The sequence below is a fragment of the Bacillus sp. AR4-2 genome, from assembly GCF_008274865.1.
Taxonomy (GTDB): Bacteria; Bacillota; Bacilli; order Bacillales; family Bacillaceae_G; genus Bacillus_A; species Bacillus_A cereus.
This window is the reverse complement of sequence record NZ_CP031062.1, coordinates 994,775-1,010,120: the sequence shown is the minus strand read 5'-3', so window position 1 is coordinate 1,010,120 and position 15,346 is coordinate 994,775. Positions and strand designations below refer to the sequence as shown.

The following is a 15,346-nucleotide window of genomic DNA, read 5'->3' as shown; positions in this document are numbered from 1 at the left end:
TTTCAATTTAAACGCTCAATGCGCTTCGCCCCGTATTGGTAAACGAAACCGATACTAAATAATATGCTTACGATAAGTAAAATTCCTGTCATCATGAAATCTTTCGTTGCTAGTGCAAATATAACTGTAAAGATTACGCTTCCGATGATTAGAATCGCGTTTAATAAAGCAAGAAAATCTTTCTTCTTCTCTTCTCCCCCTACTGGATACAAATCAAGCCAAATTTTCATGCGATGATGTTTCCATAAAGTTAATAGCTGATAACCGATTAAGTATAGGAAGATAAGGCTTACGATAAATCGTCCATATAAAAATGGAATGAAGTAAAGAATTACTCCGCCAAGAGCGAGCAGACGCACATATAATCCAAAATAATTACCAGATCTTAAAAATGTTCTCGTATATAAGTATAAATATGTACGCTTTTCGCCTATCATCGACAGAATGAAATCTAGCCATTTTCTGCGGGCTACTCTTTCTTTTAATGCTGGTACATCAACGAACATGTTCGCAATGCGGTACAGTAGCATCATCTTCTTACCTTCTTCGGAAATTAAATACTCCCAGTTTAGTGGCTTTCCTTTGACCATTTGATGCATGATAGCAAGGTATAACACCATGAGAAGGACGATTCCACCAATGAAAAGAACTGAAGTACGTTCTACAAGGAAATATACAAATAAACCGTTTAGGATAAAACGAATAAACCAATCAGCCCTTTGTATATTTTGATCTGTTAAAAATGACTTTTCCCACGCTACAAATAAATTCCACGCTTTTACAATGACAAATGCGAGTACGATCCATATGTAGCCAGCTCCTGTTTGCTTCATTTGTTGGAAGTATAACGGAGCAAGCGCGGCTGCTACGATTGCGATTATGTATAACTGAATCATAAATGTAAAAAGAAATGCCTTTGTGAAGTAAGGTTTTAACTTTTCTTCAACTGGCAGTAAGTAAACGAGATCCGCTTCTTTTAATAATGTTTGAATGGATCCAGCCGTTAACACGAGTCCAATTAATACTGCCATTACGAGCGCAGTTGGAAACGAAGTTGTTAACGTTTGTAACCATTGCTGGTAATAATACGCTCCCGCACCGATGATGAACACGAAAATAAATTTCAAATGATCATTAAATACGTATTTACTATATGTACGAACTTCTTTTAGAAAGTGACGAAATCGTTCTTTCCATAACGCTGTGCTATTCATAATCTTCTTCCTTTGTTAGCGCGATGTAAATATCATCTAACGTTGCACCTGGCATATTAAACTGTGATTGCAGTTCAGATAGCGTTCCCTTCGCTCTTACTTCACCTTGATGCAAAATAATGAACGAATCACAATAACGCTCTGCCGTCGCTAAAATATGTGTGCTCATTAAAATACCGGCACCACTCTTTTTCATTTGGTCCATCATTTGAAGAAGGGATTGAATCGCTAACGGATCTAATCCAACGAAAGGTTCATCTACTATGTAAAGAGATGGCTCCACTAAAAATGCGCTCATAATCATTACTTTTTGTTTCATCCCTTTTGAGAAATGAGATGGAAACCATTTTAAACGATTTTTCATACGAAACTCTTGTAGTAGTTGTCCTACACGTTCTTCATATTGTTTTTCATCCACGCCGTACGCCATAGCTGTTAATTTCAAATGCTCTTCTAACGTTAATTCATCATATAATACCGGCGTTTCCGGAATAAATGAAAAGCTAGAACGGTACGCTGTCATATCATCACGAATTGTTTTCCCATTAATTGTGACAGTTCCTTTTTTCGGTTCCATTAAACCGATAATATGTTTAATCGTCGTACTTTTACCAGCTCCATTTAAACCGATTAAGCCGACAAGTTCGCCTTTATTAACAGAGAACGAAACGTCTTTTAATACAGGTCGTTTCGTATATCCTCCTGTAACATTTTCCACACGCAATAACTCGCTCATACGACACCACTTTCTTCATTAGTATTCATTCTATATTCATCTTACCAAAAATTATGCTGTACTACATAGTATCCATGTACTCAAAAAAAATTTTTAAATTTATTAGCATATAATTTCCCGAAAGCGGACATCATAATTATTGAAGAAGGAACACATTGAAAAAGCAACCACCAATTGATGAGTACAACAACATAGTGAAGTCATCATGAAATGGGGTGTCCAAGTTGGACAATGAAATTTACACATAACCAGATCATTTGTTTCATTTTCGAAACGGGGTGTCTCTGAAAGAGCATATACTGTTTTAAAAAATAAACAATTTCATTTTAAAAAAGATTGCAATTCATTTCACTTGAAAATGGGGTGTCTGCGGCAGAAACTTTAGCCGATTTACCGTGCATTTCTTAAATAAATGAGGTGTCTGCGAAACGTAAATTACGATAATGCTTTTTCAATCCCTCTTCAGAAAACAGGAAGCTGAGTCAGCTTCCTGTTTTTCGTGTTTGTTCTCTTATGTAATTATGGTAAAATACGGCTAAGGATATTTGAAAGGATGAGATCAATGAATCATACAGCAGACAATTGTATTTTTTGTAAAATCATTGACGGGCAAATCCCTTGCTCAAAAGTATACGAAGATGAACATGTGCTTGCATTTTTAGATATTAGTCAAGTAACAAAAGGACATACTCTTGTTATTCCGAAAGTTCACAAACAAGACATTTTTGCGTTAACGCCAGAAATCGCATCACACATTTTTTCTGTCGTTCCAAAAATCGCAAATGCGATTAAAGCAGAGTTTAATCCAGTTGGCTTTAACCTACTTAACAATAACGGTGAAAAAGCTGGACAAACTGTGTTCCACTTCCACCTTCATTTAATTCCACGCTACGGTGAAAAAGATGGTTTCGGTGCTGTTTGGAAATCACACCAAAATGAATACACTATGGAAAATTTACAAAACATCGCAAGTACAATTGCAAATAGTGTGAAATAATGACACTATAAGAAGGCGTAATACATAACAAGCCACTTCCCTGAAGTCATCAAATTCCGCATGGCTTGTTTCTTTACTTAAAATGCTCAGGGATGATTGTTTGTGCATAGCACATATAAGAAAGATATGCATATTTTCCCATCATGAATACGAACAAAAAATAAGGAGGTCTCCTTTTATGTCAAAAGCTAAATCCTTTATTACAGGTGTTATTTGCGGCGGAGCAGTTGCTGGACTAGCTGTTCTTTTCTCAACTCCTTCTTCTGGTAAAGACATGCGCGGCAAGTTAAAAGAAAAAGGAAATGATATTAAAAAGACTTTAGCTGATATTACAGCTGATACGAAATTATTAAAACGTCAAATCGTTGAAACTGCTTCAGAAGGTAAAGAAGTGTTCCAAGAATTAAAAGACGATATGCACGATACACTTTCTAACTGGAAGCAAGATATTTCTCAAAACAAGCGCCATATTGAGAAAGAAATTTTGGACATCCAAAAGTCAATTGAGAAACTACAAGAAGCTGTTCCAGAAAAAGCGTAAACAAATTCCTGCTTAGTTTTTTGCATATAACAAATATTTTTTATATAAATTGACCTTGACACGGCATGTCGTATAGATATGCCGTGTTTTTATGCATTTACAATATATGTTATCACTTAACATGTAAGGACAACGTATGTATTCACGACTCATAAAACGCTTCCATAGTTATGCATGATTTGTATAGAATGTCATTTTTCCGAAAAATTTTCACAATTCTCACAAAAAGACTTTATTAATTTTTATTTTACTGGCATAATAGATAGTAATGAAAAAAGAATGTTAAAGTGGGTGAGTAAATGAAAAGTGGAGAAAAAGATTACTCGGTAAAAGAAGCGATGATTTTCAGCCAACGCATTGCTCAATTATCGAAAGCGTTATGGAAATGTGTAGAGAAAGATTGGCAGCAGTGGATTAAACCTTACGATTTAAATATTAATGAACATCATATTTTAACAATCGCTTATCATTTAAAAGGGGCTTCTATTTCTGAGATTGCTAAGTTTGGAGTTATGCACGTATCAACGGCGTTTAACTTCTCTAAAAAGCTAGAAGAACGTGGCTATCTTGTATTCTCAAAAAAGGAAGATGATAAACGAAATACGTACATTGAAATTACAGACAAAGGGGAAGAATTACTACTTCGCTTAATGGAGGAGTATGATCCTGAAAATAATTCAGTGTTTAATGGGGCTCTTGCACTTCGTAATTTTTATGGGAAGTTCCCAGAAAATATCGAACTGATTGCAATCCTGCGTAATATTTACGGACAAGACTTTATCGATATTTTTGAGAAATCATTAGAAGATATTGAAGAGAACTTTACAGAATCCGATCAAAAGTTAGTTAAGAAATAATCTATTTATTTTTTCGCAATCATGCTTAAGAATTCATTCATAAGCGGCTTAAATAAACCTTGTTTTGCTAGCGCTTCCGCAGTTTCGTGTACTTCGAGCTGATGTGGAAGCGCTTTTTCAAATTGATCTAACAGCGCATCGAACAAAAGAAGCCCTTCTGCTTTCTCCACTACATATTGCTCGTTCAGTTTTTCACAAAGATTTAGTATACGTTCAATATCTTTTTTACGAGCTTTTTTCTTTATGATCAAAGAATAAAATGGACACTTCTCTTCATCAATCATTTTAAATAGTAGGTCTACATAGTATTCAGCTTGTTCTAATCTTCTAACAACGTCCATTTTCTCCCTCACTTTCTAACACAAAGTCTTCTATTTCTGAATTTTGTAACACGAACAAAATATCGTGTGATACAATATATGTATATGTATTTTAGCCAAAAGGAGGTCTCGCCTCATGACACTTATAACAGTTGTTTTTGTCGCATTCGCACTTCTTGTTATATTTTACACGAATTTCATGACACATACACTGTGTGAACGAAAACAAATAGCTGCGAGCCGCCAGCCCGGTGTCTTTCGGGTTATTAATGTATGTATAACAATTTTATTAATTTCTAGTTATATAGAAATTATATTTCATGGAAAGTGAGGAAGGAAAGCCCCTTCCTCACTTTTTTCCTCTATAAGCAAATTATACCTACAATAACCAATAAAATAAACAGTACAAGTAATAAAATAAGTTGAGAATTCATCCCCATCCCCTCCTCTATTCTGTATATGCGGCATACGCCCAATATGGCACACTTTCAAAATCTGACACGTGCTGGTTAATTTTTCTTTATCAATATGAAAACGGTTCGAAATATGATATATTAAATTTTGTACATATTGCTTATACTATAGAACAAAACATTCATCAAAACTTTATCCTCAGCCTCGGTAAGCCCTGTTAAGCGCGCTTTACCAATATAAAAAAGCAAAAGTATCAGTGAGACTTAATCGGGCTCTTATGAATCAAAATTCATTGGTGTAGGATAAATTAAAAATACATAATAGTAGGAGTGTTTATCGAATGAAGAAAGCTATGCTTGCCTTAGCCGCAACAAGTGTAATCGCATTATCAGCATGTGGAACATCATCATCAGACAAAATTGTTACATCTAAAGCTGGTGACATTACAAAAGAAGAATTCTACGATCAAATGAAGACACAAGCTGGTAAACAAGTACTAAACAACATGGTTATGGAAAAAGTACTTATTAAAAACTACAAAGTTGAAGACAAAGATGTAGACAAAAAGTTCGATGAAATGAAAAAACAATACGGTGATCAATTCGATACACTATTAAAACAACAAGGTATTAAAGAAGAAACTATAAAAACTGGTGTGCGTGCTCAATTAGCTCAAGAAAAAGCTATCGAGAAAACAATCACTGATAAAGAACTAAAAGAAAACTACAAGCCTGAAATTAAAGCAAGCCACATTCTTGTAAAAGATGAAGCTACTGCGAAAAAGGTAAAAGAAGAACTTGGACAAGGTAAATCTTTCGAAGAGTTAGCGAAACAATACTCTGAAGATACTGGTTCAAAAGAAAAAGGCGGAGACCTTGGCTACTTTACTGCTGGTAAAATGGTTAAAGAATTCGAAGATGCTGCTTACAAGCTGAAAAAAGATGAAGTAAGCGAACCTGTGAAATCACAATTCGGTTACCACATCATTAAAGTAACAGACATTAAAGAACAAAAACCATTTGATGAAGTAAAAGGCGACATCAAAAAAGATCTAGTTCAGAAGAAAGCACAAGATGCTGCATTCATGAACGATCTTATGATGAAAGAAATCAAAAAAGCTGACGTAAAAGTTGACGATAAAGATTTAAAAGATCTTTTCGAAGAGAAAAAAGCTGACGATAAAAAAGAAGAAAAGAAATAATGAAGTAAAAAAAGCTTGGGCTTCGGCCCGAGCTTTTTTATGTATCCTCTTCGTTAATGAAAGTTTATTTTTTCATTCGTTTAACTAAAACCATCTTTTATGCATTTCACTTAAAAACATTTCTGTAATTTTAAATCCAGAATTTTCTCCTATAATAGAGTCAATCCCGCAATGCGGACAAACTGCTGTGTTATCATCATCCCACCACTCTGTAATTTTTTCTGGATGGAAAATTTCTAAACAATAGAAACAACCACATATAACATCCTTTTCTAAGTACTTTCTATTACGAGAACAAAAACGATGTGCTTCCTCAAAATATTTTTGCATCAGTATCCCCCTATTCCTGATTTTCTTCTTTGCTTTACTTACATTCTCCTCAATAAAATTGCGATTCTTCCTTAAAGAAAAACACAAAAAAACCTTGATCCACGCCACGCAGAACCAAGGTTTATCTTATTATCATTGATTAAATTCAAAAACTATGTTAAATTAGTACAGAAACACGTTTTCTAAAATAAAAGGAACGTATTTATCCGTATTTTAATTGTACACCAAAACACATCTTCAGTCAACCTCTATTTTTCACTTTTAAAGGAGTGCTTACCGTATGAACAAAAAACTTGATTTAGAGCAAAAAAGATTGGATACCGTAATCGAGACAATTACGGAGCAAATTGATAAACTGGAAAACGAAACTGGCAGACGCCGGGCAGAAGTAATCAATATTCGTAAACACTTTTGGGATGATGTGAAAGTGAACACGGATACTTTTGATGATTATCTTGAAACAGTTATCAACTTAAGACAACAAGCTCAGTCACTAGCTGTCACACAAATTACCCATAAGCATACCTTTAATCGACTTGCCGCATTAAGACGCATGCATAAAGCACCTTATTTTGGACGAATTGATTTCAAAGAAGAAGGAGAATCTGCTGCGGATCAAATTTATATCGGTGTTGCTACACTTACGGATGCTAGCGGAGAAAACTTTCTTATATATGACTGGCGCGCACCTATTTCGAGTGTATACTACGATTATCCACCAGGACCAGCTGAGTACAGTACACCAGGAGGCGTAATCCACGGTAATGTGGAGAAAAAATTACAATACATTATTCAAAATGGCGAGATTGATTCTATGTTCGATACGAGCCTTACAATTGGCGATGAAATCTTGCAACAAGCGCTCGGAAAAGGTACGAACAAACATATGCAAAGTATCGTCGCTACAATTCAGCGTGAACAAAATGAAATTATTCGTCACGATGAAGGCCGACTCCTTATCGTGCAAGGAGCTGCTGGTAGTGGTAAAACGTCAGCTGCCCTGCAGCGAATCGCCTACTTACTATATAAATATCGCGAATGGCTAAAAGCGGATCAAATTATTCTCTTCTCCCCTAACTCTATGTTCAATAGCTACGTTTCTAACGTACTACCTGAACTCGGTGAAGAAAATATGCAGCAAGTGACATTCCAAGAATATTTAAATCATAGACTGAGCAAGTCATTTGACGTTGAAGACCCTTATGAGCAATTAGAATATATGCTAACTGAAACAAATAACCCTACCTATAAAACGAGAAATGCTAGCATCCGATTTAAAGCATCTACTCAATTTTTCGAGATGATTAGAGCTTACAGACAATCTCTTGAATCTTCAGGCATGCTATTTAGAGGAATGAAATTTAGAGGGAAACTAATTGCCTCAGCTAAAGAAATCACAGAGCAATTTTATAATACTGACTCCTCTCTCCGCTTCCATAGCCGAATTGAGAAGTTAACGGATTGGCTAAATAAGCAAATAGATGCACTTGAAAAAGCAGAACTGAAAAAGCCTTGGGTAGAAGAAGAAATCGAACTACTTAGTAAAGATGAATATCAAAAGGCTTATAAATATTTACAGAAAAAAGGCGAGTTTGACGACAACTCCTTTAACGATTTTGAGAAAGAGGCGAAAGTACTTGGACGTATGATTGTCCGTAAAAAATTGAAGCCTCTTCGTAAAGGCGTTCAAACATTGCGCTTTATCAATTTTACAGGTATATATAAACAGCTTTTCACAGATGCATCATGGGTTACTGGAGAAAAACCGAAAGAGTGGGATGATATTTGCTCATTAACAGTAAATATGCTTGATGAAGGAAAGCTATATTACGAGGATGCGACTCCATTTTTACTTTTAAAAGAATTAATTGAAGGCTTCCAAACGAACAGATCGATTAAACACGTACTCGTAGACGAAGCACAGGATTACTCGCCGTTTCAGTTCGAGTTTTTAAAACGTCTCTTCCCTGCTGCAAGAATGACGGTACTCGGAGACTTTAACCAAGCGATATTTGCCCATGCGAGTGAAACGGTGAATTTCGATACACTTACGAATTTATACGGGCCAGACGAAACAAACGGCATTAACTTAACTCGTAGCTATCGCTCAACAAAACCGATTATTGAATTTACACGTGCTCTCGTACCGGAAGGGAAGAACATTCACGCCTTTGAACGTGACGGCGCGAAACCTACAGTGACGAAAGTAGCTGATTACAGCGAACTGCACGAACATATTACTGCCAAAGTTGCTGAACTACAAAAAGAGCAGCACAATACGATCGCAATCATCTGTAAATCCGCAGCTGAAAGCGCCGCTGCCTATGAGGAACTTAGTAGCATTGAAGATATTAAACTTGTGAAGAGCACCTCTGCTGAATACGAACAAGGCGTTGTTATTATCCCTGCTTATTTAGCGAAAGGCATTGAATTTGATGCCGTTATTATTTACGATGCTTCTAAAGATGTGTACAGCGATGAGAGCGTTCGTAGATTGTTCTACACTGCTTGTACGCGCGCAATGCACGAATTACAACTTTATAGCGTTGGCGAAGTTAGTCCTTTTATACTTGGGGCTGATTCGGATAGTTTTGAACTAATAACTAAAACACCTTGATGATTATCAAGGTGTTTTTTTACAATAAGAATGTTATTTTTCCTAACTATCTATTTACGTTTTTGAAACAACACAATTAAGACTGGTAATATGGTTAAAGCGCAGAATAAAGAAAGTGTTGTATCAATAACAGTTGTAATACCAAATTCACGTAAGACTGGGAAGTTAACAAAAATTAACGTTGAGAATCCAACAATTACTGTTAATCCTGAAGCTGTAATGGCTTGCCCCACTTTTGAAAGAGAGACGCGAATTGCTTCTTTGGGAGACAGTCCCTTCGCCTCTTCTTCACGATATCTTTCCATAATGAGAATCGTAAACTCTGTTCCAATTCCAAGTACAAGGCAGCTTAGCGCTGTTGTTAGCGGATTATATGAAATATCGAGTAGTTTTAAAGCACCAGGCGAAAATCCTAATACTAAAACAATTGGTATTAATGGATATAATGCATGTTTTACGCGGCGATACACAAGGAGTAAAGATAAGAAAATAATGAGCAGCCCTGCGCCAATCATTAATTCACTATTTGCACCAATGTTATCAATACCATACAGCATCATAACTTGCGCGCCCGCTGGCTTCATTTTCACACCATCGATCGGCTTCATATCCTTTGATATGTTATGCATCAACTTCAATTGATCCGCCGAAGACAGATCTGGATTCACTTGGAACTGAACTGTTGCGTATTTTTTGTTTTTACTTATAACGGTTTCTTTCAGAGAATTTGGCACGTTTTCAAGCTCATTTGCTACTTGTGCAGTAGATTCTGGCAACGCACTTTTCCCATTGATTTGCAAAATAGCTTTAGGCAGTGATATGACATCACTCACATCTTTATATTTGCTTTCAATCTTTTCACTTTCATTATGCATCCAAGACATTACTTTCGGTTCCGTGACGTCCTCTGCTTCTACTAAATACGTAATATATGTTGTAGAGCCAACTATCTTTTGTAATTGTTTCGTATTTTTTAATGTCTCCATATTTTGCGGAATCATTTTTGTTAGGTCTGTTTCAGTTGGTATAGACTTTTCTGCTATAAATCCAAGACCAGATAAAATAACTGAAACGATTAAAATAGGAATTGCGAGTTTCATAGCTAGATTCGCGTATTGATTTAAGAAACGTGATAACATTGTGTTTTTATCTACATCACCTTTTAATGTAGGTACTTCTTTTTTGCGATCTAATAAGTAGAATGTTGAGAACATCAATAATAGTTCAACAACGTAACAGAATATAACACCTATCGCTAAAGTTAATCCAAATTGTTGCATCATCGGCGCTTTCGATAAATACATTGTCAGGAAGCTTAAACTCATAATCACAACTGCAATTCCCACGCCAGGTCCAATATGACGAACGGCATGTAATGTTGCAAGCTTCGCATTACATCCACTCGTTTTATATTCCTCTTCATATCTATTATGGAATTGAACACCGAAGTCAGTGCCGAGCCCTATAATGATTGGTAGTGTCGCCATTGTTGCGAGCGTAATCGGGATTCCGGCCCATCCCATGAAACCAAATGTCCATATTAATCCGATTAACACAAAGGCTAATGAAATAATACGACGTCTTACAGGGAATACGAAGAATAGTACAACAATCATTAATAGAACCGCTAAACCGAGCATGATTCCTAATGTCGTTATGACCTCTTCTTGAATATCCCCTAAAATTGCAGGCATTCCAGCTACCTTTACTGTTACACCTTGACTGAAATTCGTATCTTTAATAAGTTCATTTAGCTCTTTATTCATACGTACATACGTCGTCATCTCTGTATTATTTGATGTGTGAAGCTGAATCACAACGTGTTTTCCATTCCCAGGAATGAGTTGTTTCAATTGGTCTGGTACTTTCCCTTTATTAGAAAAGACGATTTCATGAAGTAAATCATTATTCATATTTTGAACATTCGGTAGAGCTTTCAAAATAGCTCGTTGCATATGATCTTTTTGTTGCTCTGTTAAAATGCTTTGCGTATACTTTGCAACTTCATCATTTTGCTTTTCCGTTAAAACAGATTGCGTTATTTTCTCTTGCTCATCAACTGTAGGAGTATGTCCGAGCGCGACTAATTGTTTTTGTATTTCTTGCATTTGTTCAGCTGCAAGTTGTTGCTGAATAAACACTCCCATTTTTTCACGTTGCTCATTCGTTAAACTGCTTTTGACGTTATTATTAATTTCATTCATTTTTTCGCTTGAAATAGAGTTTTTCAAAGCTGTTTCTAATTTCTCATTTGCTACTCCTGTATCAAATGTTGAAAATGAAGGAGCAGGAGCGGATAACATTTCATTTAATAAGCCAACATAATGTGTTGATCCGGTAATATCTTTAATACCTTCTGCTTTTTTAGTGAATTCTACAATTGCTTTATTTGTTTCTTGTGAAAGCAATGTATCACTCTCTCCACTAAGCAATACGTATATACCATCCCCGCCAAAATGTTTTTGGTACGTTTCTGTATCCTTATAAACATCAGATGTATTACTTAGAAATACATCATTCCCCATCTTCATCTCAATTTTCGTTATACCAAATACGAAAAATATCGTTAAACATAATATAAGTGCAATATTCATCTTTGCGTACTTGATGATAAACCGTCCAATTGTATCAAAAACCTTATTCATATTTTTCTTTCCTCCTTTGCTATGCTCAATAATTTATCATAGGCTTTAGAGGAAAACGATGAATAAAAATGAATATACGTCTCAAAATGAGACATATGTCTTATTTTGGTTCATTTATGAGAAAATTGTTAACGATATGGATGAGTTCTTCTTTTGAATACGGATATTCATTATTTACCCATTTTTTTACGATCTCAAAAAATCCACTACAATAAAAATCACATAACACATTTGGATAATCTGAATTTTGGATTTGTCTTGAAAGAGGGTCGTTATATTGCGTTGCATTTTCATATAAGGACTCCCCGCCAAGTTGAATCAACTTATCATATAATTCACGGCTATTATTTTTACTCGTAACATTAAAAAACAACGCACGATTCACATCTATGTAGTCAATTACTTCTTCAAAAAATGTACGTTCCAAATTCAAACCTTGCTTCGTTTGTTCAAATAGCTCTATGGCAATAGTATTTATCGTGGCACTAAAGAGCTCATACTTATCAACGTAATAACGGTAAAACGTACTTCTATGAATCATTGCTTTTTCGCAAATATGATTAATCGTAATGGATGAGAATGGTTTTTCTTTTAATAGTTCTATGAAAGTGTTCGTTATTAAAATTTGTGTACGTAAACGCGTAAGGTTACTCAATTTATTTGTCCTCCCTATAACTTTTGTTGTTCTTTTAGTATGCCGTAGTTGGTTATAATAGTGAATTCTTTTTGTATATTACAAAAAACACCTTGATCATTATCAAGGTGTTTTCTTCATTCTAAACGACACATCTTTACGGCGATATACACTCAGCACAATCCCCATTATAAATGCATGAAACAGAGTTGGTATCAATCCGTAGCTAATAAAAGGTAATGATATAGAAACACGTGGTAATATCCCGAGGGTCATGCCAACGTTACAAATAAAATGGATTACAAAAAGAGTCACTCCGCCAACGAGAAGCAATTTACCATAACCATCATTTATTTTATAAGCTATGTTCATTATTCTTACTGCAAAAAGAGAAAGAATCACGACAAGAACTAGCGCAAGTACATATCCATAATAGTAAGTCAAACTTGCAAATACAAAATCAGTATGGGCAGCACGGATAGACTTTATATTTCCATATGTACCGAACCAACCTGCTGAAGACATTGCCTCTTGTAAACGTAAATCCCATTGATCATGCGCTGGATTTATAAATCCTAAAATTCTAGCTATCCGGTATTCTTTTACCGCAGACCAGGAAAATAGATCCCTAATAATAAAGGGTAAAATTGGTAAAATCGTAATGAGCCATGCCGTGTTCTTTCCTAGCTTACTCCACCAAAGCATAACGAATACCATCGTAATATAGATGAAAATTGGTAAAAGAATTGATATAGTCGAAAATAGATATAAAGAAAATACGTACAACATGAGAAGATGCATAAACTTTAACCTACTATTATTGAAAAAAGAAGCCCAAGCTAGAAAGAAGAATGGCATCGTCATTAAACAGTCAATTTTGATGGGGCCAATTTTTATTATTGCTTCCCCAATCACGTAACCAGTCGGAAAACATTTTATCATTAACAAGATAAGTACACCAATTGTATAAAACAGCCACCCGAGCCTCTCTAACTTCCGATAATCAAGTAGCATGATCCCAATAGCTGTTGCAATGCCAAGAATAACAAAAATTACTTTGTTCATTAATAAATCGTTCGTATGCCCAAGAGCGATTATTGGCAAAAACCCTAGCCCCATCGCAGCCACTAATAAACCAATTAAGAACCAGTCAACCTTTGGCTTATGCAGTTTGTTAAGCTCTTGCCCAAGTTTAATCGGACTTCCCATTTGTTCAACAGCCTTATCTTCAGCAACTTCCTCACTTAACCCTTTATCCATCCACATATTCTTCGTCTGTTTTAAGTGAAAATTTAGTTCCGTTGCTACCAAGTCCTTCGCTTCTTTTGATTTAATATGGTTCGTAACTTCTTTTAAAAAACGCTCCCCTTTTTTGTTCAATTTTTTCTCACTCCTGTACTAAGCCTTTTAATATAAATCGTGCCTTCGTAGCATTTTTTTCTGCCTTTCGCAGCATCTTGTTTCCTTTATCATTTAATTGATAATATTTAGCTCCTGCGTGATCCCAATTAGATTGGATAAAGCGATTCTGTTCTAGACGATGTAATAAAGTGTATAGAGACCCTTCATCACCTTCGAATTTTTGAATCCCTCTTCCTCTTAGTAACTGCATCAATTCATAACCTGTTTTTTCATTCATAAGAAGTTGTAACACTGCTAAAAGGATATCTTCTTCCTTTTCGGACGATTGCTTAATTTTTTCGCGCACCTGCTTCTGGTGCTGATCAGAAAAACTCAAATGTTTAAACGTTGTGTTCTCCATTGATTTTCGCAAGCCTTTTAATCGATCTTCCATTTGATTATTCCTCCAATCCTTCCTTCAAAAGTTCCTTCGCTTTTTTTAGTCTTGTCTTTATCGTGTTTTCTTTCACATCTATTACTGTAGCAATCTCTTTAATTGATAATTCCTCATAATAAAATAGATAAATGACTTCTCGATATTTTATCGGTAAATTCATTACTGCAGAAGCTAACCTACTATCCTCAGCATTTTGAATGACAGTTTGTTCGACACTATCATTTTGAATCCCAATATACGCAAATTCATCCTCTGTAACGATTACCTTTTTGTTATACCAACTTTTTATATAGTCCTTACATTGATTAATCGCAATTCTCCATAACCACGTTTTCACATTCGATTTCCCTTTGTATGTATGAAGAGATTTATAACATTTCACAAATATATCTTGCGTTACATCCTCCGCAACCTCTTTATTATTCACATATGAATACACAAGCTGTAGGACTTCTTGTCCATACTTGTTCATTATTTCGTCGATAAGGTCCTCCTTATCTTCTATTTCAAACGCTTCTATCGTTAATTCATCCACATCATTTCCTCCTTCCCATATATTAGACGACGCACTGTATGGAAAAGTTTTATAAATACATAAAAAAATACGGATGGTAATGTCCATACCGTTTTTTTATGAATATTTATTTACTTCTTGTCCCCTGACACTAATGCTCTGCTTAAAAACAGGAATTTTCATCCATATATCTTGTTCCCTATTTTAAAACATAATACAATTAAAATGTAACTTAATAAGCTATAACTAGTAGGTGTGGCAATCATCTCTTCCATTTTGAAAAAGGGGGGAGGTGATAATATGATCGCGATGTTTGTAATTAAATTAGTGTATGGTATCCTAACCGGAGCTGGCGTTGTCATCGGTAGAAGATACGTCGGTCCGTGGCTAATTTCTGTATACAAAAAAGCGAGAACCACCCTGCTTCGTGGAAAAGGTAAGGGCGGTTCTCGGCTAAAACGTTAATGTAATTGTCTTATAACCGCACCTACTACCACCACAATAGCAAGTTAGGTTACACAAGGCAGA

Annotated in this window: 15 protein-coding genes; 6 read left to right on the top strand and 9 right to left on the bottom strand. The window is 35.4% G+C overall.

The window, feature by feature from the left end:
- Positions 1-2: 2 nt before the first annotated feature.
- Both ecsB and ecsA read right to left on the bottom strand, forming a co-directional pair.
- On the bottom strand, positions 3-1,214 hold the full coding sequence (gene ecsB, locus DN399_RS05280; RefSeq protein ID WP_001089131.1) for an ABC transporter permease EcsB: 1,212 nt from the start codon (positions 1,212-1,214) through the stop codon (positions 3-5).
- Entirely contained in the window at positions 1,207-1,950 is a 744-nt protein-coding gene (gene ecsA / locus DN399_RS05275; protein ID WP_001292603.1) for an ABC transporter ATP-binding protein EcsA, read from the bottom strand. Before ecsA ends, ecsB begins: the two co-directional genes overlap by 8 nt.
- A 562-nt stretch (positions 1,951-2,512) precedes the next feature.
- On the opposite strand from ecsA, the gene DN399_RS05270 reads away from it, so the two are divergent.
- The 3 genes from DN399_RS05270 (at position 2,513) to DN399_RS05260 (ending at position 4,345) form a co-directional block, all read left to right on the top strand.
- Positions 2,513-2,947, top strand: a complete 435-nt coding sequence (locus DN399_RS05270) for an HIT family protein (RefSeq protein WP_001016835.1) — start codon at positions 2,513-2,515, stop codon at positions 2,945-2,947.
- A 178-nt stretch (positions 2,948-3,125) separates the two neighbouring features.
- Positions 3,126-3,488 carry a YtxH domain-containing protein gene (locus DN399_RS05265; RefSeq protein ID WP_000030300.1) on the top strand — a complete coding sequence of 121 codons (363 nt, stop codon included), beginning with the start codon at positions 3,126-3,128 and terminating at the stop codon, positions 3,486-3,488.
- 299 nt (positions 3,489-3,787) lie between these two features.
- Complete coding sequence (locus DN399_RS05260; protein ID WP_000834924.1) at positions 3,788-4,345, top strand: HTH-type transcriptional regulator Hpr; 558 nt, start codon at positions 3,788-3,790, stop codon at positions 4,343-4,345.
- A gap of 5 nt (positions 4,346-4,350) precedes the next feature.
- Here DN399_RS05260 and DN399_RS05255 read toward each other — a convergent pair whose 3' ends face one another.
- Positions 4,351-4,686 (bottom strand): DUF1878 family protein, encoded by a 336-nt coding sequence (locus DN399_RS05255; protein WP_000383655.1) that lies wholly within the window; start codon positions 4,684-4,686, stop codon positions 4,351-4,353.
- 115 nt (positions 4,687-4,801) lie between these two features.
- On the opposite strand from DN399_RS05255, the gene DN399_RS05250 reads away from it, so the two are divergent.
- Both DN399_RS05250 and prsA read left to right on the top strand, forming a co-directional pair.
- A complete protein-coding gene (locus tag DN399_RS05250; RefSeq protein WP_000172690.1) occupies positions 4,802-4,996 on the top strand; it encodes a hypothetical protein in 195 nt (64 codons plus the stop codon).
- Positions 4,997-5,419: 423 nt separating this feature from the next.
- Positions 5,420-6,280: a peptidylprolyl isomerase PrsA gene (gene prsA, locus DN399_RS05240; RefSeq protein WP_000710058.1), complete on the top strand. Its 861-nt coding sequence runs from the start codon at positions 5,420-5,422 to the stop codon at positions 6,278-6,280.
- Between the two features lie 84 nt (positions 6,281-6,364).
- On the opposite strand, the gene DN399_RS05235 is transcribed toward prsA, so the two are convergent.
- Positions 6,365-6,610 carry a hypothetical protein gene (locus DN399_RS05235; protein ID WP_001174909.1) on the bottom strand — a complete coding sequence of 82 codons (246 nt, stop codon included), beginning with the start codon at positions 6,608-6,610 and terminating at the stop codon, positions 6,365-6,367.
- A gap of 280 nt (positions 6,611-6,890) precedes the next feature.
- On the opposite strand from DN399_RS05235, the gene helD reads away from it, so the two are divergent.
- Complete coding sequence (gene helD / locus DN399_RS05230; RefSeq protein ID WP_149149388.1) at positions 6,891-9,227, top strand: RNA polymerase recycling motor HelD; 2,337 nt, start codon at positions 6,891-6,893, stop codon at positions 9,225-9,227.
- A 50-nt stretch (positions 9,228-9,277) separates the two neighbouring features.
- Here the strand turns inward: helD and DN399_RS05225 are convergent, their stop codons facing one another.
- The 5 genes from DN399_RS05225 to DN399_RS05205 all read right to left on the bottom strand — a co-directional run bounded on the left by DN399_RS05225 (position 9,278) and on the right by DN399_RS05205 (position 14,839).
- On the bottom strand, positions 9,278-11,872 hold the full coding sequence (locus tag DN399_RS05225; RefSeq protein ID WP_149149387.1) for an efflux RND transporter permease subunit: 2,595 nt from the start codon (positions 11,870-11,872) through the stop codon (positions 9,278-9,280).
- A 100-nt stretch (positions 11,873-11,972) separates the two neighbouring features.
- The gene (locus tag DN399_RS05220; protein WP_023521355.1) at positions 11,973-12,527 is read right to left on the bottom strand and encodes a TetR/AcrR family transcriptional regulator; all 555 of its coding nucleotides are present in this window, start codon (positions 12,525-12,527) and stop codon (positions 11,973-11,975) included.
- A 102-nt stretch (positions 12,528-12,629) separates the two neighbouring features.
- On the bottom strand, positions 12,630-13,886 hold the full coding sequence (locus DN399_RS05215) for an FtsW/RodA/SpoVE family cell cycle protein (RefSeq protein ID WP_113303277.1): 1,257 nt from the start codon (positions 13,884-13,886) through the stop codon (positions 12,630-12,632).
- A gap of 7 nt (positions 13,887-13,893) precedes the next feature.
- The gene (locus DN399_RS05210) at positions 13,894-14,301 is read right to left on the bottom strand and encodes a PadR family transcriptional regulator (RefSeq protein ID WP_000390147.1); all 408 of its coding nucleotides are present in this window, start codon (positions 14,299-14,301) and stop codon (positions 13,894-13,896) included.
- Between the two features lie 4 nt (positions 14,302-14,305).
- Positions 14,306-14,839: a sigma-70 family RNA polymerase sigma factor gene (locus tag DN399_RS05205; protein WP_006924784.1), complete on the bottom strand. Its 534-nt coding sequence runs from the start codon at positions 14,837-14,839 to the stop codon at positions 14,306-14,308.
- Positions 14,840-15,346: the final 507 nt, after the last annotated feature.

What these genes read in the sequence shown, in the direction of transcription:
- ecsB (WP_001089131.1), bottom strand. Translation starts at nt 1,214, where the DNA reads ATGAATAGCACAGCGTTATGGAAAGAACGATTTCGTCACTTTCTAAAA.
- ecsA (WP_001292603.1), bottom strand. Translation starts at nt 1,950, where the DNA reads ATGAGCGAGTTATTGCGTGTGGAAAATGTTACAGGAGGATATACGAAA.
- DN399_RS05270 (WP_001016835.1), top strand. Translation starts at nt 2,513, where the DNA reads ATGAATCATACAGCAGACAATTGTATTTTTTGTAAAATCATTGACGGG.
- DN399_RS05265 (WP_000030300.1), top strand. Translation starts at nt 3,126, where the DNA reads ATGTCAAAAGCTAAATCCTTTATTACAGGTGTTATTTGCGGCGGAGCA.
- DN399_RS05260 (WP_000834924.1), top strand. Translation starts at nt 3,788, where the DNA reads ATGAAAAGTGGAGAAAAAGATTACTCGGTAAAAGAAGCGATGATTTTC.
- DN399_RS05255 (WP_000383655.1), bottom strand. Translation starts at nt 4,686, where the DNA reads ATGGACGTTGTTAGAAGATTAGAACAAGCTGAATACTATGTAGACCTA.
- DN399_RS05250 (WP_000172690.1), top strand. Translation starts at nt 4,802, where the DNA reads ATGACACTTATAACAGTTGTTTTTGTCGCATTCGCACTTCTTGTTATA.
- prsA (WP_000710058.1), top strand. Translation starts at nt 5,420, where the DNA reads ATGAAGAAAGCTATGCTTGCCTTAGCCGCAACAAGTGTAATCGCATTA.
- DN399_RS05235 (WP_001174909.1), bottom strand. Translation starts at nt 6,610, where the DNA reads ATGCAAAAATATTTTGAGGAAGCACATCGTTTTTGTTCTCGTAATAGA.
- helD (WP_149149388.1), top strand. Translation starts at nt 6,891, where the DNA reads ATGAACAAAAAACTTGATTTAGAGCAAAAAAGATTGGATACCGTAATC.
- DN399_RS05225 (WP_149149387.1), bottom strand. Translation starts at nt 11,872, where the DNA reads ATGAATAAGGTTTTTGATACAATTGGACGGTTTATCATCAAGTACGCA.
- DN399_RS05210 (WP_000390147.1), bottom strand. Translation starts at nt 14,301, where the DNA reads ATGGAAGATCGATTAAAAGGCTTGCGAAAATCAATGGAGAACACAACG.